22 protein-coding genes, 3 tRNA genes and 1 riboswitch are annotated in these 20,105 nt (G+C 42.7%); of the genes, 10 read left to right on the top strand and 15 right to left on the bottom strand.

What is annotated here, in order from left to right:
* Positions 1–62: 62 nt before the first annotated feature.
* The 4 genes from VOI46_RS14110 to VOI46_RS14125 are packed head-to-tail and all read left to right on the top strand — an operon-like array spanning position 63 to position 3,595.
* Positions 63–1,133, top strand: a complete 1,071-nt coding sequence (locus VOI46_RS14110; RefSeq protein WP_004589069.1) for a CDP-glycerol glycerophosphotransferase family protein — start codon at positions 63–65, stop codon at positions 1,131–1,133.
* Between the two features lie 11 nt (positions 1,134–1,144).
* On the top strand, positions 1,145–1,843 hold the full coding sequence (locus VOI46_RS14115) for an ABC transporter ATP-binding protein (RefSeq protein ID WP_004589068.1): 699 nt from the start codon (positions 1,145–1,147) through the stop codon (positions 1,841–1,843).
* Complete coding sequence (locus tag VOI46_RS14120) at positions 1,840–3,081, top strand: ABC transporter permease (RefSeq protein ID WP_004589067.1); 1,242 nt, start codon at positions 1,840–1,842, stop codon at positions 3,079–3,081. Before VOI46_RS14115 ends, VOI46_RS14120 begins: the two co-directional genes overlap by 4 nt.
* Before the next feature lie 13 nt (positions 3,082–3,094).
* Positions 3,095–3,595, top strand: coding sequence for a DUF3299 domain-containing protein (locus tag VOI46_RS14125; protein WP_004589066.1), 501 nt, complete (start codon positions 3,095–3,097; stop codon positions 3,593–3,595).
* Between the two features lie 5 nt (positions 3,596–3,600).
* On the opposite strand, the gene mutM is transcribed toward VOI46_RS14125, so the two are convergent.
* Both mutM and VOI46_RS14135 read right to left on the bottom strand, forming a co-directional pair.
* The gene (mutM, locus tag VOI46_RS14130; RefSeq protein ID WP_004589065.1) at positions 3,601–4,410 is read right to left on the bottom strand and encodes a bifunctional DNA-formamidopyrimidine glycosylase/DNA-(apurinic or apyrimidinic site) lyase; all 810 of its coding nucleotides are present in this window, start codon (positions 4,408–4,410) and stop codon (positions 3,601–3,603) included.
* The gene (locus VOI46_RS14135) at positions 4,410–4,925 is read right to left on the bottom strand and encodes a hypothetical protein (RefSeq protein ID WP_004589064.1); all 516 of its coding nucleotides are present in this window, start codon (positions 4,923–4,925) and stop codon (positions 4,410–4,412) included. Before VOI46_RS14135 ends, mutM begins: the two co-directional genes overlap by 1 nt.
* A 118-nt stretch (positions 4,926–5,043) precedes the next feature.
* Between VOI46_RS14135 and VOI46_RS14140 the strand changes: the two genes are divergently transcribed.
* On the top strand, positions 5,044–5,970 hold the full coding sequence (locus VOI46_RS14140; protein WP_004589063.1) for a manganese-dependent inorganic pyrophosphatase: 927 nt from the start codon (positions 5,044–5,046) through the stop codon (positions 5,968–5,970).
* Positions 5,971–6,032: 62 nt separating this feature from the next.
* Here the strand turns inward: VOI46_RS14140 and VOI46_RS14145 are convergent, their stop codons facing one another.
* Together VOI46_RS14145 and VOI46_RS14150 are read right to left on the bottom strand one after the other, a co-directional pair.
* Positions 6,033–6,806 (bottom strand): YggN family protein, encoded by a 774-nt coding sequence (locus VOI46_RS14145; RefSeq protein WP_039972453.1) that lies wholly within the window; start codon positions 6,804–6,806, stop codon positions 6,033–6,035.
* Between the two features lie 98 nt (positions 6,807–6,904).
* On the bottom strand, positions 6,905–7,525 hold the full coding sequence (locus VOI46_RS14150) for a MarC family protein (protein ID WP_004589061.1): 621 nt from the start codon (positions 7,523–7,525) through the stop codon (positions 6,905–6,907).
* Positions 7,526–7,619: 94 nt separating this feature from the next.
* On the opposite strand from VOI46_RS14150, the gene VOI46_RS14155 reads away from it, so the two are divergent.
* From VOI46_RS14155 to VOI46_RS14165, 3 genes are all read left to right on the top strand, one after another.
* Positions 7,620–8,054, top strand: coding sequence for a transcriptional repressor (locus tag VOI46_RS14155; protein ID WP_029773280.1), 435 nt, complete (start codon positions 7,620–7,622; stop codon positions 8,052–8,054).
* Positions 8,055–8,126: 72 nt separating this feature from the next.
* Positions 8,127–8,594, top strand: a complete 468-nt coding sequence (locus tag VOI46_RS14160; RefSeq protein ID WP_004589059.1) for a chemotaxis protein CheX — start codon at positions 8,127–8,129, stop codon at positions 8,592–8,594.
* Complete coding sequence (locus VOI46_RS14165; RefSeq protein ID WP_004589058.1) at positions 8,591–9,019, top strand: secondary thiamine-phosphate synthase enzyme YjbQ; 429 nt, start codon at positions 8,591–8,593, stop codon at positions 9,017–9,019. The genes VOI46_RS14160 and VOI46_RS14165 overlap by 4 nt, the downstream gene beginning before the upstream one ends.
* A gap of 186 nt (positions 9,020–9,205) precedes the next feature.
* On the opposite strand, the gene VOI46_RS14170 is transcribed toward VOI46_RS14165, so the two are convergent.
* The 4 genes from VOI46_RS14170 to orn all read right to left on the bottom strand — a co-directional run bounded on the left by VOI46_RS14170 (position 9,206) and on the right by orn (position 10,630).
* Positions 9,206–9,281, bottom strand: a tRNA-Gly gene (locus tag VOI46_RS14170).
* Positions 9,282–9,554: 273 nt separating this feature from the next.
* Positions 9,555–9,630: transfer RNA gene (locus tag VOI46_RS14175), tRNA-Gly, on the bottom strand.
* Positions 9,631–9,672: 42 nt separating this feature from the next.
* A tRNA-Gly gene (locus VOI46_RS14180) sits at positions 9,673–9,748 on the bottom strand.
* A gap of 336 nt (positions 9,749–10,084) precedes the next feature.
* Complete coding sequence (gene orn / locus VOI46_RS14185) at positions 10,085–10,630, bottom strand: oligoribonuclease (protein WP_004589057.1); 546 nt, start codon at positions 10,628–10,630, stop codon at positions 10,085–10,087.
* Between the two features lie 125 nt (positions 10,631–10,755).
* On the opposite strand from orn, the gene rsgA reads away from it, so the two are divergent.
* Together rsgA and asd are read left to right on the top strand one after the other, a co-directional pair.
* Positions 10,756–11,814 carry a small ribosomal subunit biogenesis GTPase RsgA gene (gene rsgA, locus VOI46_RS14190; protein ID WP_004589056.1) on the top strand — a complete coding sequence of 353 codons (1,059 nt, stop codon included), beginning with the start codon at positions 10,756–10,758 and terminating at the stop codon, positions 11,812–11,814.
* A gap of 15 nt (positions 11,815–11,829) precedes the next feature.
* A complete protein-coding gene (asd, locus tag VOI46_RS14195) occupies positions 11,830–12,708 on the top strand; it encodes an archaetidylserine decarboxylase (RefSeq protein ID WP_004589055.1) in 879 nt (292 codons plus the stop codon).
* Positions 12,709–12,964: 256 nt separating this feature from the next.
* On the opposite strand, the gene VOI46_RS14200 is transcribed toward asd, so the two are convergent.
* The 7 genes from VOI46_RS14200 to VOI46_RS14230 form a co-directional block, all read right to left on the bottom strand.
* A complete protein-coding gene (locus VOI46_RS14200) occupies positions 12,965–13,714 on the bottom strand; it encodes a HesA/MoeB/ThiF family protein (RefSeq protein ID WP_004589054.1) in 750 nt (249 codons plus the stop codon).
* Positions 13,707–15,233, bottom strand: a complete 1,527-nt coding sequence (gene thiE, locus VOI46_RS14205; protein WP_004589053.1) for a thiamine phosphate synthase — start codon at positions 15,231–15,233, stop codon at positions 13,707–13,709. The genes VOI46_RS14200 and thiE overlap by 8 nt, the downstream gene beginning before the upstream one ends.
* Positions 15,226–16,038, bottom strand: a complete 813-nt coding sequence (locus tag VOI46_RS14210) for a thiazole synthase (protein ID WP_324738071.1) — start codon at positions 16,036–16,038, stop codon at positions 15,226–15,228. Before VOI46_RS14210 ends, thiE begins: the two co-directional genes overlap by 8 nt.
* Before the next feature lie 4 nt (positions 16,039–16,042).
* Entirely contained in the window at positions 16,043–16,237 is a 195-nt protein-coding gene (gene thiS, locus VOI46_RS14215; RefSeq protein ID WP_004589051.1) for a sulfur carrier protein ThiS, read from the bottom strand.
* Positions 16,238–16,244: 7 nt separating this feature from the next.
* A complete protein-coding gene (locus VOI46_RS14220) occupies positions 16,245–17,246 on the bottom strand; it encodes an FAD-dependent oxidoreductase (RefSeq protein ID WP_039972451.1) in 1,002 nt (333 codons plus the stop codon).
* 55 nt (positions 17,247–17,301) lie between these two features.
* A complete protein-coding gene (gene thiC / locus VOI46_RS14225) occupies positions 17,302–19,254 on the bottom strand; it encodes a phosphomethylpyrimidine synthase ThiC (protein ID WP_004589049.1) in 1,953 nt (650 codons plus the stop codon).
* Positions 19,255–19,397: 143 nt separating this feature from the next.
* Positions 19,398–19,503, bottom strand: a riboswitch (TPP riboswitch).
* Between the two features lie 94 nt (positions 19,504–19,597).
* Positions 19,598–19,996: an META domain-containing protein gene (locus VOI46_RS14230; RefSeq protein WP_004589048.1), complete on the bottom strand. Its 399-nt coding sequence runs from the start codon at positions 19,994–19,996 to the stop codon at positions 19,598–19,600.
* Positions 19,997–20,105 lie beyond the last annotated feature (109 nt).

Raw genomic sequence — 20,105 nt, forward strand, 5'->3', positions numbered from 1 at the left:
CGCAATATTTATATGGCTGTAATAATGCGGTAAACTTAGCGTGCTAACTAGAGGAGTAACGCTTGGACTACCTAACTGCGACCGCAAATAAAAAATACCTAATGTATATTTCGCAAAATTATTCATACGCTATTTTAAGGCCGCTTCAGGCGCAAATTTTAGCCCATGGTGGAGAAGTTCGGTGGTTTTTAGCGGGTAATGAAGTAAACCCCGACTTTTTAGATGATGATGAGCAGCGCTTGCATACAATATCTGATGTGAGAAGCTGGCACCCTGATATAACTTATATTCCAGGCAATATTGTTCCAAGTTTTATTCCTGGTAAGAAAGTTGCTGTTTTTCATGGTTTTAATTCTGAGAAGCGCAGCTCAGAGGGCAATCATGGCCACTTTGCAATACGAGGCTGCTACGACCTATATTGTACACAGGGCCCCAATACTACCACCCGATTTAAAGAGTTGGCGCAACAACATGGTTTTTTTAAAGTAGTAGAAACCGGCTGGCCAACGCTCGACCCCCTATTTACCGATACACAAACTAACCCATACGAAAGCGACGACCCACGTCCAACACTGCTTATTTGCTCTACTTTTTCAAAAAAATTATCACTTGCTCCCAAATTATATGAGCAAATAAAGCATTTTAGCCTACAAGGGAAGTGGCGTATTTTAATGCAGTTTCATCCTAAAATGCCCCAAGAATGGGTTGAGAAATATAAAGCATTAAATAATGAAAACTTAACCTTTATAGAAACCGACAACGTACTCCCTTTGCTTAAAGCTGCAGATGTAATGCTGTGTGATACATCCTCGGTATTATTGATGTTTTTATTACTTAGAAAGCCAGTTGTTACGTTTTGCAATCAAAAACCACTCCCTCACTTACTTGATGTAACTGAAGCCGATAAAGTAGAAGCAGCAATAGAACATGCGTTAACTAAACCTAATAAATTAATGCAAAGTATTGAAGACTATTGCCTAGAGCTCCACCCATATACTGATGGTAAATCTAGCCAACGCGTGCTTAATGCTGCAAATGAATTTTTGCACAAAAAAGAAAAGCTAAAACCTAAACCGCTTAACCTATTTAGAAATCTTAAAATGCGTAAAGAATTCAACTTTTGGGGTTGGTAACACCACACTGTATGATTGAGCTTGATAATGTAACCTTTAAATGGCATAAAAACGATGCCAAGCCTACGCTAAATATCCCAACCCTTAGGATTGATAAAGGCGAGCATATTTTTTTACATGGTCCCAGCGGCGTCGGTAAATCAACCCTGCTTGCGCTATTGGCAGGTATAAACACACCAAGTAGTGGCAACATACGTATTTTAAATCGCGATTTAAATACACTTAGCAATACGCAAAGAGACGTATTTAGAGCGGAGAATATTGGCTATATTTTTCAAAACTTTAATTTATTACCGTATTTAACACCCATTGAGAATGTCACGCTTGGCTGTGAATTTTCAAAAAGCAGAAAACAAAAAGCCTTACAGCAAACAACAGAGCCCAAGCCAAGCTTACAAAAAGAAGCGATACGCTTATTAACAGCATTAGGCTTAAGTGAGCCTTATCATAGTAAAGATGTTGCCTCGCTCAGTATTGGTCAGCAACAGCGAGTTGCCGCCGCTCGCGCATTTATTGGCAGCCCAGAGCTTATAATTGCTGATGAGCCTACCTCGGCACTCGATACCGCAAATAGAGAAAGCTTTATAAAGCTGTTATTCGAACAGGCTAAGCGCGCCAACAGTACGTTAGTTTTTGTAAGCCATGACGAAACATTAAAACCGCTATTTAATCGTGCAATTAGCCTAGTTAGCTTACAGGAGCCGTTATGATCCTGACTAAGTTAGCTTATAAAAGTTTGCTAAATCGCCGAGCAAGTGTACTGCTCACATTGTTTACCATTGCCATTAGCGTGATGCTTTTACTAAGTATTGAGCGAATTCGCGTGGATGCAAAAACCAGCTTTAGTAATACCATATCTGGGACAGACCTAATTGTAGGCGCCCGCACAGGCGATATTCAATTACTGCTTTCCTCTGTATTTAGAATAGGTTATGCCAATAATGGGGTGAGCTGGCAAAGTTATCAGTACATCGCAGCTCAACGTGGTGTTAAATGGAGCATTCCTATTAGCTTAGGCGACAGCCACAAAGGCCAAGCTATACTAGGTACAAGCCGCGATTACTTTACCCACTATCGCTTTGCTAAAAAACAAACGTTAAGTTTTCAACAAGGCCACGCGTTTGAGCATTTAAACCAGGTGGTACTTGGCAGCGATGTAGCGAGCCGTTTAGGGTATACACTAGATGATAACATAGTGATCTCACACGGCATGGGTAATACGAGCTTTCATCATCATAAAGACAACCCGTTTACTGTTATCGGTATTTTAAACGCCACTGGCACGCCAGTAGATAAAACCTTACACATACCTCTAGCAGCTATTGATTTAATACATGGTGGTTCACATTCTGCAAATAATGAGCACGATGAGCATAACAACCTAATCGGTGAGCCAAGTCAAATTACTGCGTTTTTAATGGGATTCGACTCGCCTTTATACACATTGCAAATTAGGCGTAATATCAACCAATACAAAAAAGAGCCACTTCTAGCCATTATGCCCACAGTTACTCTAAAAGAGCTGTGGCAAATGCTCGCCATTGTCGAAAAAGTACTCTTACTGTTTTCAGGCGTTGTTATATTAGTCAGTTTATTGGGCATGTTGACCACACTACTGGCCAATTTAAATCAACGCCGAAGAGAACTTGCTATATTGCGCTCAGTCGGCGCACGGCCATGGCAGCTATTTACACTAATAAGCATGGAATCGTTATTTACAACATTATTAGGCTGCCTAGTTGGCTGTGGTTTGTATTATGGCATTATGCTTATCAGTAGCAGCTATTTGCAAAGCCATGCAGGCATAAGCGTTAATATTGCCATGCTCTCTTACTATGAACTCACTTTAATAGGCGTTATTATGGCCGCTGGGTTTATAATTGGCTTAATACCAGCTACCCGCGCTTACTTTTATTCGCTTAGCGATGGTATGAGTATAAAAACTTAACTTTAGGAATTTCATGATACTTTTTAAATCCGCGCTTTATTACTGCACGCTAGTAAGCTGCCTACTTATTAGCTTTGTCAGTAGTGCAAACCCGCCGAAAGAAATTTTTTGGGAAGACTTAATCCCGCAAGGGCATGTACAAATAGATACCCAAGCACAGGCTAACCACGAAGGCAGTGAACAAAACTGGGTGCAACCAGAGCTAGATGCTCCTGTGGTTGAAGCATTAAATGGCCAATCAGTGAGCTTACCGGGGTTTGTTGTCCCACTTGAGGGCGACAGTGAAGTCATTACTGAGTTTTTGCTTGTGCCATACTTTGGCGCGTGTATTCACGTACCGCCCCCGCCGCCAAATCAAATCGTTCATGTAACAGTAAAAGGCGGCGTCCCCATAGAGAGCCTGTATGATGCGATTGTTGTTACCGGCGTTATCAGTACCGAAACCTGGTCTGGTGAAATAGCCCAAGTGGGCTATAAGATGAAAGCCGTCGGTGTGGCACCGTTTGAGCTATAACACGGCTATTTTTGGCAGTGCTTACAAAACACCGTACTGCGCTGCCCTAGTCTAATTTCTTCAAGTGGCGTTTTACACGTTACGCACGCCTCTCCTTTTCGCCCGTACACTAACAACTGCTGTGCAAAATAACCTGGTTTGCCATCACTTTGGGCAAAGTCTTTAAGGGTTGTACCGCCTTGTGTTATTGCCGCTGCTAGAGTGTCTTTAATAATAGGGATCAGGGTTTGATATCGCTTTAACGATACTTTGCCTGCTTCGCGTTTTGGGTGTATCCCCGCCTTAAATAACGACTCATTGGCATAAATATTACCTACGCCCACCACCACCGCGTTATCCATAATAAATTGCTTCACGGGGACTTTTTTATTTCGCGATTGCTCGTATACACGCTTTGCAAAAAAATCATCCGTAAGCGGCTCAGGGCCTAGTTTTGAGAGTAACTTATGAACATCCCCTAGGGCTTGCCATAAACAGCAACCAAACCGGCGAGGGTCGTTTAATCGCAGCGCCTTGTCATTACTAAGAACAAACTCAACATGATCATGCTTTTTAAGCGGCTCGCGTCTATCAACAACGCGCAAATTACCCGACATACCCAAATGTAAAATAGCACTCCCTAATTCGCAGTGCAGCAATAAATACTTTGCACGGCGCTCAATTCGCTCTACCCTCAACCCTTCTAACTGATAAACATCATCGGGCACAGGCCATCGCATGCTGGCATTATAAATATTTACCTTCGTCACTACCTGGTTTTCTACATGCGGGGTGATCCCCAATCTACTTACTTCTACCTCTGGTAATTCAGGCATTAATGCAACTCACTTTTTGAAAAATCAACACTTGGAAATAACTGCTTTGCAGTCGCTAAATCAAGCCCCATCACGCGCTGGCTATTTTTTTCCAACAAATAATACTTACCGTTACCTTTGTACAGTAAATAAACCCAAGGTAAGCGCTCGCCAGCCAACTCAAAGGTGGCCACGTACAATGGTGAGTTTGGATTAAATACAACAGACTCATTTACCTGCATCAACGCAGCCGTTTGCCAATGGTTAATTAGCTCAGCTAATTGCTGCTGTGACGCATCCCACCTCACTGGCGTATTTTCTTTTAATGCGGTTGTACGCCAACTTGTACCAATACGTTCAATTTTCTGATCAACAAAGCTCAGTGTTAGCACAAAACTTTGTAATGGCAGTACCGGTTGTAATGTAGGCTCGTCTTCGCCCCCTAAAAACTGTTTATGCCAGCCATTTAAAAAGAAGATCATAATCAACATCGAAAAAATAATAACGTTGTTCCAACCTTTGCGGCCCAGTCGCATATTTATACACCCAGTAAATTCAAGATTTTAAAGTGTAACTAAAACTTAATTGCACTGTCTATATGTTAAAGGCCACAGACTTTGGTAGAATATAGGCAAATTTAAAGGAGTTCCGTCAATGTCTATGTATGTAGTGGGCCATAAAATCCCAGATTCAGATTCTATTTGTGGTGCAATTGCACTTGCTTATTTAAAAAACCAAATCGATGAGCCAGCAATTCCAACACGCCTTGGTGAAGTGTCACCAGAAACTCAATTTATCCTAGATAAATTTGGCTTCGAAGCACCTGAGCTTAAATTAAGCTACGCTGGCGAAGATGTATATATTGTTGACCACACAGAAAAAACACAAGCACCTGACGATATCGACCAAGCACGTGTTGTTGGCGTAGTCGATCACCATAAACTAGGCGATTTAACGTCATCTACACCGCTTGAGTGTTGGATCCGTCCGGTAGGCTGTTCAAACACCATTATTAAAATGATGTATGACTTCTACAACGTAGAAATCCCTAAAGATATTGCTGGCATCATGCTATGTGCAATTTTAAGCGATACCGTTATTTTTAAATCGCCGACCTGTACAACGGCTGATATTAAATGTGTAGAAGCACTAGCAGAAATTGCCGGCATTGAAGACTTTAAAGAACTAGGCATGGACATGTTCCGTGTTAAGTCAGCTGTTGAAGACACCCCTGTGCGTGACTTAGTAATGCGTGACTTTAAAGACTTCAACATGAACGGTCACCTGGTCGGCATTGGCCAGCTAGAGGTTATTGACCTTGCAGTGTTTGACGAAATTAAAGCAGACTTAGAGGCCGATATTGCTAAGCTAAAAATTGAAGGCAACCGCCACTCAGTATTTTTACTGCTTACCGACATCATGAAAGAAGGCTCACAAATGCTGATTGCTTCAGATGATGCAAACCTTGTAGAGCAAGCTTACGGTGAAAAGCCGAGCGAAGATAAAGTATGGCTAGATGGCGTACTAAGCCGTAAAAAGCAAGTAGTGCCACCACTACAAGACGTGTTTGCCAAGCTGTAGTAAAATAGAGTTTGGCCCCACCTGAACACCCATGGGGTCAAACCTCAAATAGAAAAAGTAATTTACGATTTTATTTGTACTAAATCAAAATCAGCCATGCCTGGGACAATCGCTTGCAGGCGCGATTCGGTTACATCAAGTGCATTTAAGCATTCACAGTATTCAGAGGCTTTAAGCTCAAGTTGCTGAGCCTTTTTTTGTAGTGATTTATCTATTTCTTTTGAGATAATATCCATACGTTGGCCCATGTCGTTAATGCGGTCTTCAATATTACCTTCGCGTGATTTAAACGCATCACCAAGCGACATTAAGATAGCCCCTAAGGAGCCATGTACGGCAGAGTGTATTTGCTGGCTGATTTCTTTAGTAAAAAAATCATCTATTTGCGAGAGCGACTGTGGCGCGATAAAAAAGAAGTCATCCCCACGCTTAAACTTGTCCATAAGCGCACGTTCTACATACTGGAGCTGAGTTTTTAGCACCTCAGGCTCTTTTTCAGACATACCCTCGACTACATGCTCAATGGCACTTAAACCTAAGTTAACACCATCGGTAGCCAAATTAACTAATTCTGGCACTGTATGGCGAATACCATTGCTAAATTGCTGTAGCACTTTGCTTTCTTCAGTGCTTAAATCAACCCAATAACCTCGAATAAATAGCTGGTTATTATTATTAATTTGTACGCGCGTTTGGCCTTTATCAAGAATGCGTATAACGTCATCGGTAATTATTAAGCCATGACTAAGCTCAACATCACACTGCGATTGAGCTAAAACAGCAGCGCTTGAAAGTGCTAAACACAACACCAGCATCGAACGAGAGAACACCGCCACCATATAAACCCCAAAAGACGCAAATAAGTCGTTTAAATTAACTAAAATAGCTACTTTATGCAAGTTAAACAACATTGCTAACAAAAGTTACATCAATGTTAGCTGTATATTTGTAAACCAAAATAATGCGCGATACCGTTGAGTATATTTGTAACTGCCACAGAGCTTAAAATTAACCCCATGATTCTACTTATAATACTTGCGCCACTGTCGCCTATTAATTTATGCACATGATTTGCGAGTAACAACAGCACAAGCACAACAACTAATACAACCAACATCATCGACGATGTAGTAACTTGCTCAACCCACGTGTATTCTTCGTTACGGGTCATCAGTACTGCGCCAAGCATGGCGCCTGGGCTTGCTATAGAGGGAATGGCTAGCGGAAAAATAGCGGTTTCTGTGCTGTCGCGCACACTTTTAATCTCAGACTCGGGCTTACTTTCACCAAAAATCATTGAAAGCGCAAAAATAAGCAGGACTATGCCCCCAGCTATTTGAAACGCCGACAGCGGTATTTCAATTGCATTTAATAGCTGCTCACCGGCAATAACAAAAAAGAGTAAAACCACAGCGGATACACCCACGGCTTTAAAAACAACTTTTCGTTTAAACTTTTCATCTTCCCCACGTGTCACAGCAATAAATACAGGCACTGTACCTATAGGGTCTATCACCGCAAAAAAGAAAATAAATATAGCTACCAGTTCATGCATTAATGGGGTTCCTAGATAAAAAGTGTTTAATAAAAACGCTGCAAGTACAACACAGTATGTTAGTATATCACGGTAGCGTAAGGATAAGAGAATGATGAATATAGAATCACTCGTAAGTAAAGCAAAACAAGTTTGTGACAACCGTGGTGCGCGTTTTACGCCTATCCGCGAAAAAGTATTTCGCCTATTAGCTAGCGCCCAAGGCGGCGTTGGGGCGTACGATTTACTTGAGCAATTAAAAGTAACAGAAACAGGCGCAAAACCTGCAACAATTTACCGTGCGCTAGACTTTTTATCAGAGCTGGGCTTTATTCACAAAATAGAAAGCACCAATGCATTTATGCTTTGCCATCACTTTGATCATATTCATCCTGTGCAGCTATTAATCTGTGACAGTTGTGGTTTTGTAAAAGAGCTGCACTCTACGGTTATTTCTCACGAGCTAAACAACTTAGCAGCAGAAAGCGGCTTTGTTGTATCAGGGCAAACTATTGAAGCACACGGTAAGTGTGAGTCTTGTAGAAGCTAAACCCAAAGTTTGTTTTAAAGCTATACTCATATTTAGATAGCCACTTTAGCACCAATTTTAAGAGTACCTAACATGAATGTTGAGTTCATTAATCCATTTTTATCTTCTTTGATCAATGTGTTATCTACAATGGCACAAACCGAGTTAAAACCAGGTAAGCCGCGTATAAAAACAGACGAAGTCGCCTTTGGCGATGTATCTGGTTTAATTGGCATGGTGGGCGCGCAAACTCGTGGCTCATTTTCAATTACCTTTGATGAAAACTTAGCTCTGACCATCATGGAACGCATGCTTGGTGAGCGCCCTGACAACATAGACGATGAAGTAACTGATATGGTTGGGGAAATTACTAATATGGTTACCGGTGGAGCTAAAAACTTACTCGGCGAAAAAGGCTATGACTTTGATATGGCTACGCCAATTGTAGTTGCAGGTAAAGGCCACACCATCACACATAAAAGTAAAGGCAAAAAAATAATCATGCCATTTAGCTGTGATGCAGGCGATGCAAATATAGAAGTTAGCTTTGATAAGTTATGAGCTGGCAACAAACTCAAATAACCTTAAAACCGCGTGCTCGAGGATTTCATTTAATTGATGATGAAATACTCGCGCAGCTGAGCGAGCTGGCCAATTATAAAGTTGGCCTATTACATTTGTTTATTCAGCACACATCGGCAAGTTTAACCATAAACGAAAACGCCGATCCAACAGTGCGCATGGATATGGAAAGCCACTTTAACCATTTTGTTCCCGAGCGCCAGCCTTACTATCGTCACGATTACGAAGGTGATGATGATATGCCAGCCCATATAAAAACCAGTACGTTAGGGTGTGGATTAAGTATTCCTATAAGCAATGGGCGCTTAGCGCTAGGTACATGGCAAGGTATTTACTTAGGCGAGCATCGCGACGCTGGCGGTGCAAGATGTATTATAGCGACCTTGCAAGGCGAAACCTTTTAACCTTGTATTGACCTCCCCTCCCTAGCTTTTACCCACGTCACTTCGCATTATTTAAAACCCTTTATATCGCGCGGCGGCATGCGGCCACTCGTGCGTTTAATATTTATAAATAATTTTCGTAGGTATAAATCAGATCAAAATATTGTTTTAAAGAAGTGTTTATTTTTGTGGGATATTTAGAGAGATTGGAGCGGCACACGAGGCTCGAACTCGTGACCTCGACCTTGGCAAGGTCGCGCTCTACCAACTGAGCTAGTGCCGCTTTATAGATTGTCAGTAATTTGTCCGTTGGTGCGCGACAGGTCGCGTCCTACATTCTGGCAACTGAGCTAGTGCCGCTTTATAGATTGTCAGTAATTTGTCCGTTGGTGCGCGACAGGTCGCGTCCTACATTCTGGCAACTGAACTAGTGCCGCTTTATAAATTGTCAGTAATTTGTCCGTTGGTGCGCGACGGGTCGCGTGCTACGTTCTGGCAACTGAGCTAGTGCCGCTTTATATTTTATTCGATACTTCAATTTCTTTTGGTGAGAAATTGGAGCGGCACACGAGGCTCGAACTCGTGACCTCGACCTTGGCAAGGTCGCGCTCTACCAACTGAGCTAGTGCCGCTTTATAAACTATATATTTTTACAATTTCTTTTGGTGAGAAATTGGAGCGGCACACGAGGCTCGAACTCGTGACCTCGACCTTGGCAAGGTCGCGCTCTACCAACTGAGCTAGTGCCGCTTCATATTTAGTCAGTAATTTGTCCGTTGGTGCGCGACAGGTCGCGTCCTACATTCTGGCAACTGAACTAGTGCCGCTTTAAATATTGTCAGTAATTTGTCCGTTGGTGCGCGACAGGGCGCGTCCTACATTCTGGCAACTGAGCTAGTGCCGCTTTAAAGATTGTCAGTAATTTGTCCGTTCGTGCGCGACAAGTCGCGTTAAACGTTCTGGCAACTAAGCTAGTGCCGCAGTTACTGATGGTATTTAAACCACTCAAACACACCAACCCCGCGAGGGTTATCGTCTTGAGCGGGGCAGGATTCTACAATAATCTAATGTGTTTGCAAGTGTTTTTTACAAATTAAAGAATTTTTCTCTATACACCTTTAATTCCATAATAGAATCTTTAATGTCATCGAGAGCTAAATGAGAGCCTTTTTTATTTACCTGCTCTAGTACCTCAGGCTTCCAACGTCGGGCAAGCTCTTTAATTGTGCTTACATCTAAATTTCGATAATGAAAAAAGTCTTCAAGCTCGCGCATATACTTATTCATAAAGCGTCTGTCTTGACCTATTGAGTTACCACACATAGGTGATTTACCCGCAGGTACCCACTGCTTTAAAAAATTAAGCGTTTGTTCAACCGCATAAGCTTCATCATATGTACTGGCTTTACAACGGGCCGTCAAACCTGATTTCCCATGCTGTGTAGTACACCATTCGTCCATGCCATCTAACAGCTCATCACTTTGATGAATAGCTATAGTAGGCCCTTCCGCGAGTATATTTAAATCGGCATCAGTTACTACTGTTGCAATTTCGAGTATTTTATCTGTGGCCGGCTCAAGTCCAGTCATTTCCAGATCAAGCCAAATTAAATTAGATTCATTAATAGTCATAGTAACCTTAAACAGTGCTTTTCTTTAGATCCAACGCATTTCGATATATCATATTAGCATCAACCGTCGAGCTAAAGCTTTTTTATACGCAAAGCCGACATTTAAACCAAGGTTATAGGCCAAAAGTGGCAAAACAGAAAAAATTAAGTAAAGGCCAATCTCGCAGGATCAAGGCTAATCATCAAAAGCGCTTAAATAATGCCGATACAAAATTGGCAAAAGGTGGCGCACAAGAGTGGCAAACAGATAATCTGGGCGCAACCGAAAACGCTGTCGTGATCAGCCGTTTTGGCCAACACGCCGATGTAGAAACACAAGAAGGTGACGTATTACGCTGTAATATTCGCCGTACCGTTACTAACTTAGTGTGTGGTGATGAAGTACTATTTCGCCGCGCAAAAGTAAGTGAAGGCGACTTAGCGGGTGTTATCGAAGCAACACAAGAACGCCGCTCTCAGCTTACGCGTCCCGACTTTTACGACGGCGTAAAAGTAATCGCTGCAAATATTGACCAAATTTTAATGGTCTCAGCGGTACTGCCAGAGTTTACGCCCAGTATTATCGACCGTTACTTAATTGCCTGTGAAGACATGGGTATAGAACCTATTTTAGTACTTAATAAAATCGATTTAATCGACGACGAAGGCCTAAATGAAATTCAAAAAGTACTCGATATTTATCGAGGCCTTGGTTATCAGGTACTGCTTGTAAGTAGTGTAACCGGCGAAGGCATAGATGATTTAAAAAACGTACTGGTTGATAAAAATAATATTTTTGTTGGTCAAAGTGGCGTAGGTAAATCAACCTTAGTTAACACTGTGCTTCCTGATGCCGAAATATTAACTAAAGAAGTATCAGAAAACAGTGGCTTAGGGCAACATACCACCACTGTATCGCGCTTACATCACCTACCAAGTGGTGGTAACCTAATTGACTCACCGGGAATACGTGAGTTTGGTTTATGGCACTTAGATGTTGAACGGGTAACCTGGTGCTTTAAAGAATTTAGAGAGTTTATAGGTGGATGTCGTTTTAGAGACTGTAAGCATTTAAACGACCCAGGCTGTATAATTCAACAAGCGGTAGCCGATGGCGATATTTCGCAATTGCGATTCGACAGCTACCACCGTATTTTAGAAACAATGGCCGATGGCCGTGCTGGTGCACGCGCACCTCGCGTTTAATTTAGGAAACAATCTGTGAGTTTAGACAAATTTAAAATTGCAATGCAGTATGCAATGCCAAAGCACTTTATTTCACGCGTAGTAGGTAAATTAGCAGCAGCAAAAGCAGGTGCTTTAACTACAACGCTCATTAAACTATTTATTAAACAATATAAAGTAGACATGAACGAGGCTTTGTATGAAGACCCAGCGCACTACAAAACGTTTAATGAGTTTTTTACTCGCCCATTAAAAGACGGTGTGCGTCCAATGGCGCAAGGCGAGAACGTAATTACTCACCCTGTTGATGGTGCAATTAGCCAACTGGGCGACATTGTTGATGGGCAGCTAATACAAGCAAAAGGTCATGACTACAGCCTACAAGCACTATTAGGTGGCTCTGAAGATGATACAACGCCATTTTTAGGCGGAAAATTTGCTACCATTTATCTAGCGCCAAAAGACTACCACCGTATTCATATGCCTATAGACGGTACACTAAGTAAAATGATTTACGTACCGGGCGACTTATTTTCGGTAAACCCGCTTACAGCGCGCAATGTCCCTAATTTATTTGCTCGTAACGAACGTGTAGTGGCTATTTTTGAAACCGAAATTGGCCCACTTGCTATGGTACTAGTAGGCGCAACCATTGTAGCCAGCATAGAAACTGTTTGGGCAGGCACAGTAACGCCACCCGCCGGTAGCGATGTGTTTAGCTGGAACTACCCTACTAAAGGTGAAAACGCCATCACCCTTAAAAAAGGTGAAGAAATGGGCCGCTTTAAACTAGGCTCAACAGTGGTACTAGCATGGGGTGCAGATAAAGCAGACATTTTAGACGACCAACTGCCTGAAACAGTAACGCGTTTAAACACCGCATTTGCAACAATTAAAGAAAGTGAAGAGCTGTAAGCTGTAAGTAAAAATAAATATTAAGCACCGCGTTTACCATAAACGCGGTGCTTTTTTATTGGTAGGCGTGAAGCTTGCTCACGCAAAAAAGGAAAAGCGTAAATAGATTTTATATCAACGGGCCAGCAAGAAAGGCGCCTATAGATGAATTTAACTACGATGCTAATTTTAGCTGTAGACATAGAGCTTGCTTACGTTAGAAGTGCAGCTTCTCATGGCTTAACCCCGAGTTTAGCCCCGCTAATTACCTCATACTTTATTCACCGCACTCTTTACAGTTTATATCTTTAATCATTTTAAAATGCTGTTGCTTTAAGCTCAGCGCATCAAAGCTGATAAACACACTACCTTCAACATGCCCTAACAGCATATTAAGCGTAAGCTGTGCCTGCATAGAGCCTATAATTCCTAACAGTGGGCTTATTACACCTGCATTACTACAATTTACAGCGGGAGCGGCGTCACTTTTTGCAAAAACACAGCCATAACATGGGCTATTGTTTTGCCTAAAATCAAAGCCCATAAGTTGCCCACTACTTGCAATCGCGGCACCTGCAATTAAAGGCAACTTATGAGTAAAGCAATAACGGTTAACACTGTAACGTGTGGCAAAATTATCAGAGCAATCAAGTACTATGTCGGCATTTTTTAAAAGCTCCCCTGCGTTGTTATCATCGAGCTTTTTACAATGCGTCACTATTTCTATTTGATTATTAAGACTTGTTAATACTTTGCCAGCAGCGGTGACCTTGTTTTGCCCTAAGTGATTAATTTTATATAGCACTTGGCGCTGCAAGTTAGAAAGCTCAACCGCATCATCATCTATTAAAATAAGTTTACCAATACCTGCCGCAGCTAAATACAAAAGTGCAGGGCTACCTAGCCCGCCAGCTCCCACTACTGCAACGGTGGCTGCTTTAAGTGCTAACTGCCCTTCTAGGCCCACTTCTTTTAATAATATGTGGCGACTATAACGCAGGGTTTCTTTATCGCTAAGCTTATTCATTAGGCTGATTTATAGCACTTTTTAGCGCACTAATTGCTGCAATATAATCATCCGCTTCACTAATTGCTCGTACAACCGCAACACTGCCTACTCCTGTATTTGCAACCTCGCGTGCGCGGGTTAAATCTATGCCACCAATGGCAACTGTTGGGTAGCTTTGCATTAATGGCACACACTTTTTAAGTTTATCGAGACCTTGTATTTGGCCGCTCATATCTTTGGTCGTGGTTGGATAAATAGCACCAAATGCCATATAACTTGGTCGGTAGTTGTGGGCACGTAACATTTCGTAAAAACCATGGGTAGAAAGCCCAACCCTTAAACCTGCTTCTTTAATTGCTGCTAAATTAGCGGTTTCTAAATCTTCTTGGCCTAAGTGTACGCCGTAGGCACCGTGCTTTATTGCCAACTGCCAGTAGTCGTTTATAAATACGTCAGCGTGGTACTTTTTGCCCAGCTCTACCGCCTGCTTAATTAATTCATCAAGCTCAAGGTCGGTTTTATTTTTAACGCGAAGCTGCGCCGTAGTAATACCTTGCTGCAAACATTTATCTAGCCAATCTATGCTATCGACCACAGCGTATAGGCCCAACTTTTTGCTCTCACAAGGTGCAAAATCAGCCGCCATATTAAATTCCAGCGGCACATCAAAATCAAGCTCATCACCAAGCCAGCTGCCAGGCTCTATTACTTGCGGGTAGTCATCTAACTGTGTAGGAAAAGCAGTATGTGCAACAGGGCCTATTCCTTCGCCGTATCTAACCGACTGCTTTAAGCCCTGATTTATATAAGCTTTAGCTAAAATAAAAGCATCTTTTAGTGGGTAGTCTTTTGCTAAACACGCGGCAATAACCGAGGCCATGCTACAACCTGTACCATGACTATGAGGGCTTTGAATTTTTTTATTACCAAGCCAATACTCTTCGCCGTTTTGTGTGCAGTAATCAATACAATAACCTGTTGGGTAATCCCAGTGCCCGCCTTTAATAACAACCGCTTTTGCGCCCCAGCTTAATAGCTTTTTAGCAGCGTCTTTCACGGCGCTTGGGCCAATTAAATACACCCCTGTTAATAATTGAGTTTCGTGCGTGTTAGGCGTTATTACATCCACCAGCGGCATTAAGCATTCTTTAATGGCACTTACGGTATCTTCTTCAGTTAATACATCACCACTTGAAGCAATTGCAACGGGGTCGTAAACAATCACAGGCGGTACAGGCCACTTAGCTTTGTAATGTGCTATATGCTCGCTTATTAATTGAATTTGCTGCACATTAGCCAGCATGCCAATTTTAATTACTTTGGCTTTCATGTCGCTTTCGAGTGCGAGTAATTGCGATTCAATAATATCGGTAGATACCGCGTTAATGGCCTCTACACCTAAGCTATTTTGCGCCGTAAGCGCGGTAATTGCAGTACAGCCATGCACGCCAAAACTTCGCATTGCTTTTATATCGGCTTGAATGCCTGCGCCACCACCTGAGTCTGAGCCTGCAATTGTCCACACTAAATTATTCATACTCTTTATTTCCTTCCTGCTGATGCCAAAACGGCATACCCATTGTAGGGGTTGAGGGGGCTGCTAAGTCTTTTTCAGGCATTGCTTTGGCATTATACGCAAAGCGCCCAGCCTCTACCGCGGCTTTAAATGCACGGCTCATCGTAATTGGGCAGCCAGCCCCTGCTATCGCTGAATTTAATAATACCGCATCATACCCTAATTCAAGCGCTTGGCAGGCATGCGAAGGCAAACCAAGCCCCGCATCAACAATTAATGTTGTGTTTGGTAAGCGCTCACGAATTGTTTTTAAATTATAACTATTTAAAAGCCCCTTACCGGTGCCAATAGGCGCGCCCCAAGGCATAAGCACCTCACACCCTAGCTCGTTTAAACGCTGGCAAAGAACTAAATCATCGGTGCAGTAGGGTAATACTTTAAAGCCATCATCAATTAATATTTTTGTGGCTTCTAACAATGCGAATGGGTCGGGTTGTAAGTTGTAGTCATCACCTATTAGTTCAAGCTTAATCCAATCGGTTGCAAATACTTCACGGCACATTTTAGCAAGTGTTACGGCTTCTTTTACACTGTGGCACCCTGCGGTATTAGGCAGTATTTTAAGGCCAGTGTTTTTTATAAGCTGCCAAAAGTCATCCCCTGCGGCAGCGCTTTGCTGGCGCCTTAATGACACCGTTACTATTTGCGCGCCAGAGGCTTTTATAGACTCTTCCATCACTGCTGGAGAGGGGTAAAGCGCCGAGCCTATTAATAAACGGCTATTTAGTTGCTCGCCATAAATAGTTAAGCAATCGTTACCTTGCATAATGCTACCCGCCTTGAATAGGCGATAACAATTCAATGCTATCCCCTTCGTTAATTGTGGTGCTGGCGTGCAGACTTTGTGGAATAAATTCGCCATTTAGTGCCACCGCGAATGGAGCCTTTGCACCAAAATTTTGTAATACATCAACAAGCACTGCACTTTTAATAGTTAGCAGCTCACCATTAATTGTTATAGTCATTTATTACTCACCCTATTTGAGATAACGCATCAGCCACTAAGGCGGGCCCTAACATATAGCCATGACGATACAAGCCATTAATGCTAATTACGTTACCTGTTTTTAAAACCGCAGGGCGGTTATCGCTAAATGCGGGGCGTAACCCGCTTTGAATATTTAACAGCCGCGCTTCGGCAAACCCGCTGTGCACAGTGTAAGCCGCCGAAAGTAGTTCAAGCGTGGAGCGTACTGTTGCAGGGCCGCTATCATCAGACTCTATTTCAGTTGCACCAATTACATACTCATTATTAGGTTTTGGCGCTATATAAATTGGGTAGCGCGGGTGCATTAAACGCACCGGCCGCGTTAAATTAACCTCAGGTGCATGTAATCTAGCCACTTCACCGCGTACGCCTCTGAGTGGTTTATCGCCTTTAGCACCTAAGCCACGACAGTCAATAATGTAATCAAACGCGCGGTTATTCACCTCGCCGTTTTGAATGCTGACGCGCTGGTTAAAAACAAACTTAACCTTACGTTTATTAAGCATGGTAAAGCTTGCTCTATAAAAGGCCTGGTTATCTATTTGCCCTTCGCAGGGTAAAAACACACCTTGGTTAAAACGATTAGCTAATTCGGGTTCTAACTGTGTTATTTGCTGAGCATTTAACGCCTGCGCACTGTGCCCTGCTATTGGCTTTATTCGCTGACTAAAGCTTTGTAAGTCACCTTTATCTTGCTGGTGTGCCACGACCAGCGTGCCTTTTTGTTGATAAAAAACCTCGCCTTCAAGTTCGCTCACTATCTCTGGCCAGTGCTTGAGTGAATTTAGCCCCATGATGGCTAAATCCGTTTCACATAATACCGACTCAGCAAGCGGAGCAAGCATTGCCGCAGCCACTTTACCGGCACTATTTTGTGTGTGTTCGTCACTGGCTTCAAACACGGTTACATGATGCGACTTACTAAGCTCGAGGGCAGCTAAGCGCCCTGCTAAACCAAACCCCACAACAGCAATGTTGTAAAACATAAAACCTCCTTTTAATAACAGGCTAGCAGCCATAAGCCGCTAACCTGTTATTGGCTTATATTGCTTTGTGGTAAATTTCTGAGCCCGTTTGTTTAAACTCTTCAGATTTCGCTTTCATTTGCGCTTCTACATCAACCATTTTGATCTCAATTGCATCACCAACATTGTTAGGATCGATTCCGCGTGATTCGAGATCTTTGGCGTAATCGCGTACCTCTTGGGTAATTTTCATTGAGCAAAATTTAGGGCCACACATAGAGCAAAAGTGCGCTACTTTGCCAGACTCTTGCGGTAGGGTTTCGTCGTGATATTCACGGGCACGTTCTGGGTCTAAACCAATGTTAAATTGGTCGTGCCATCTAAATTCAAAGCGCGCTTTTGATAATGCATTATCGCGCTCTTGCGCGCCGGGGTGGCCTTTGGCCAAGTCGGCCGCATGCGCTGCAATTTTGTAGGTAATTAAGCCCTCTTTTACATCTTCTTTATTGGGCAAACCTAAATGCTCTTTTGGTGTTACATAACACAGCATGGCACAGCCGTACCACGCTATTTGTGCAGCGCCTATACCCGATGTTATATGGTCGTACCCTGGTGCTATATCGGTCGTTAATGGGCCTAATGTGTAAAAAGGCGCTTCGCCACAATGCTCTAATTGCTCATCCATATTGGCTTTAATCATTTGCATTGGCACATGGCCTGGGCCTTCAATAAATACTTGTACATCGTGTTTCCACGCAATTTTTGTAAGCTCCCCTAACGTACGTAGCTCACTAAATTGCGCTTCGTCGTTGGCATCAGCAATCGAGCCCGGACGAAGGCCATCTCCAAGCGAAAAACACACATCGTATTGTTTTAAAATTTCGCAAATATCTTCAAAGTGTGTATATAAAAAGTTTTCTTTATGATGCGCTAAACACCACTTAGCCATAATTGAGCCACCACGCGATACAATGCCGGTTACACGCTTTGCCGTCATTGGCACATAACGCAGCAATACACCGGCATGAATAGTAAAGTAATCAACGCCCTGCTCGGCTTGTTCAATTAACGTATCGCGAAATATCTCCCACGTTAGGTCTTCGGCCACTCCGTTTACTTTTTCAAGCGCCTGATAAATTGGTACCGTGCCAATGGGCACCGGCGAATTACGTACTACCCATTCACGGGTTTCGTGAATGTAACGCCCGGTTGATAAATCCATTACGGTATCGGCACCCCAGCGCGTAGACCACACCATTTTTTCTACTTCTTCTTCGATTGATGAGCTTACCGATGAATTACCAATATTAGCGTTAACTTTAACTAAAAAGTTACGGCCAACTATCATGGGCTCGGTTTCGGGGTGGTTAATATTATTTGGTAAAATAGCGCGACCGCGGGCTATTTCGTCGCGTACAAATTCAGGGGTAATAAAATCGGGAATACTCGCCCCAAACGATTCGCCTTTATGCTGTGCTGCTAGCAGCTCTTCTCTAATTTGTGCACGACCCATGTTTTCGCGTATGGCTACGTATTCCATTTCTGGGGTAATAATGCCTTGGCGAGCATAATGCATTTGCGTCACGTTTTTGCCCGCTTTACCACGGCGAATTTTAGGTAAATGATCAAAGCGAATATGATCAAGGCCGTCATCGGCCATACGTTGCTGAGCAAATTGCGAAGTGACTGAGTCGAGCACTTCGGTGTCGTTGCGCTCTTTTATCCACTGCTCACGAAATTTAGGTAACCCTTTACGTACGTCTAGCTCAAAGTTAGGGTCGGTATACGGGCCTGATGTATCGTAAACACGCAGTGGATCGTTTGGCTCATACACAGGGTTTTGCTCATCGCCACCAATAAACGTATCGCTTAATGTAATTTCGCGCATACCCACGCGTACACCGCTTTGGCTGCCCTCAACATACACTTTTTGTGAACTTGGAAATGGCTGACCCGTTAAATTATAAATGTAATCTGACGCAGCAGCGCGCGTTTCTCGACGTGTAGACTTATTTGTAGTGTTTGACATGACTTACCTCATTGCTAAAGGGTTGTCTTGTCAGATATTCCATAAGGAATAGAGAAAGATCGTAAAGCAGTGGTTACGCTGCTTTGCGGCCTAAAATGGCTAGTTATTTTGTTGTGCGCATAAAAAAAGACGCACAAGCGTCCCATTTTAGGCAGCTTGTTCCCTACGCAGGTTTTAACCTGATCAGGTTCACGGATCCCGCTTTCGCGATCTCAGCCTTAATTATTTAAGGCACTCCGACAAGTAAAATTATGTTCGTTGATTTGCTATTTTGATCAAATCAGCGTTGAGTGTACGCCAGTTAAAAATTGCCTGCAAGGGGCAGTTTTAAATACTCATGCCACTACTTTGCAATAAATAAAAAAGTTTGATCGCCCTGCATAACTAACTGTGAGCCTTGCATGGTAAGCGTTGCACCTTCTCGTAGCGCTTGTAAAAACTGCTGCTCTAGCTCATCAACGTCTGCTCCGCACGACTTACGCGTCATGCCAAGTTTATTAACGCTAATACTGCTGTCTTTAAGCTCGCCTTCACCAAAAAACTTATTACATCCTGCAAACCCGTTTACTTGCAACGCTTCAATAAAGCTCATTGATGCACTGTAAGAGGCCGGCACAGCTAAACCATCAACCTTTGATAGTTGCCATTGTGTATACTTTAGCTGCTCAGTGGTCACCGTCCCTGTGGCTGTACAACCAATACATAACCCGATTAAAAGCATCGGTAGTGCTGCTAATTTCATGCTATTTCTAACTAAATATTTAATTACCGTAATAGTAACAATTTTTATGCGGTTTATCCGTTAAAAATGCATGTTTTAAATGTAAATTTTGTTCTATGATAGTTTAGAG

This window comes from Pseudoalteromonas sp. CuT4-3 (assembly GCF_035666335.1).
GTDB lineage: Bacteria > Pseudomonadota > Gammaproteobacteria > Enterobacterales > Alteromonadaceae > Pseudoalteromonas > Pseudoalteromonas atlantica.

What these genes read in the sequence shown, in the direction of transcription:
- VOI46_RS14115 (WP_004589068.1), top strand. Translation starts at nt 1,145, where the DNA reads ATGATTGAGCTTGATAATGTAACCTTTAAATGGCATAAAAACGATGCC.
- VOI46_RS14120 (WP_004589067.1), top strand. Translation starts at nt 1,840, where the DNA reads ATGATCCTGACTAAGTTAGCTTATAAAAGTTTGCTAAATCGCCGAGCA.
- VOI46_RS14125 (WP_004589066.1), top strand. Translation starts at nt 3,095, where the DNA reads ATGATACTTTTTAAATCCGCGCTTTATTACTGCACGCTAGTAAGCTGC.
- mutM (WP_004589065.1), bottom strand. Translation starts at nt 4,410, where the DNA reads ATGCCTGAATTACCAGAGGTAGAAGTAAGTAGATTGGGGATCACCCCG.
- VOI46_RS14135 (WP_004589064.1), bottom strand. Translation starts at nt 4,925, where the DNA reads ATGCGACTGGGCCGCAAAGGTTGGAACAACGTTATTATTTTTTCGATG.
- VOI46_RS14140 (WP_004589063.1), top strand. Translation starts at nt 5,044, where the DNA reads ATGTCTATGTATGTAGTGGGCCATAAAATCCCAGATTCAGATTCTATT.
- VOI46_RS14150 (WP_004589061.1), bottom strand. Translation starts at nt 7,525, where the DNA reads ATGCATGAACTGGTAGCTATATTTATTTTCTTTTTTGCGGTGATAGAC.
- VOI46_RS14155 (WP_029773280.1), top strand. Translation starts at nt 7,620, where the DNA reads ATGAATATAGAATCACTCGTAAGTAAAGCAAAACAAGTTTGTGACAAC.
- VOI46_RS14160 (WP_004589059.1), top strand. Translation starts at nt 8,127, where the DNA reads ATGAATGTTGAGTTCATTAATCCATTTTTATCTTCTTTGATCAATGTG.
- VOI46_RS14165 (WP_004589058.1), top strand. Translation starts at nt 8,591, where the DNA reads ATGAGCTGGCAACAAACTCAAATAACCTTAAAACCGCGTGCTCGAGGA.
- orn (WP_004589057.1), bottom strand. Translation starts at nt 10,630, where the DNA reads ATGACTATTAATGAATCTAATTTAATTTGGCTTGATCTGGAAATGACT.
- VOI46_RS14200 (WP_004589054.1), bottom strand. Translation starts at nt 13,714, where the DNA reads ATGAATAAGCTTAGCGATAAAGAAACCCTGCGTTATAGTCGCCACATA.
- thiE (WP_004589053.1), bottom strand. Translation starts at nt 15,233, where the DNA reads ATGAATAATTTAGTGTGGACAATTGCAGGCTCAGACTCAGGTGGTGGC.
- VOI46_RS14210 (WP_324738071.1), bottom strand. Translation starts at nt 16,038, where the DNA reads ATGCAAGGTAACGATTGCTTAACTATTTATGGCGAGCAACTAAATAGC.
- thiS (WP_004589051.1), bottom strand. Translation starts at nt 16,237, where the DNA reads ATGACTATAACAATTAATGGTGAGCTGCTAACTATTAAAAGTGCAGTG.
- VOI46_RS14220 (WP_039972451.1), bottom strand. Translation starts at nt 17,246, where the DNA reads ATGTTTTACAACATTGCTGTTGTGGGGTTTGGTTTAGCAGGGCGCTTA.
- thiC (WP_004589049.1), bottom strand. Translation starts at nt 19,254, where the DNA reads ATGTCAAACACTACAAATAAGTCTACACGTCGAGAAACGCGCGCTGCT.
- VOI46_RS14230 (WP_004589048.1), bottom strand. Translation starts at nt 19,996, where the DNA reads ATGAAATTAGCAGCACTACCGATGCTTTTAATCGGGTTATGTATTGGT.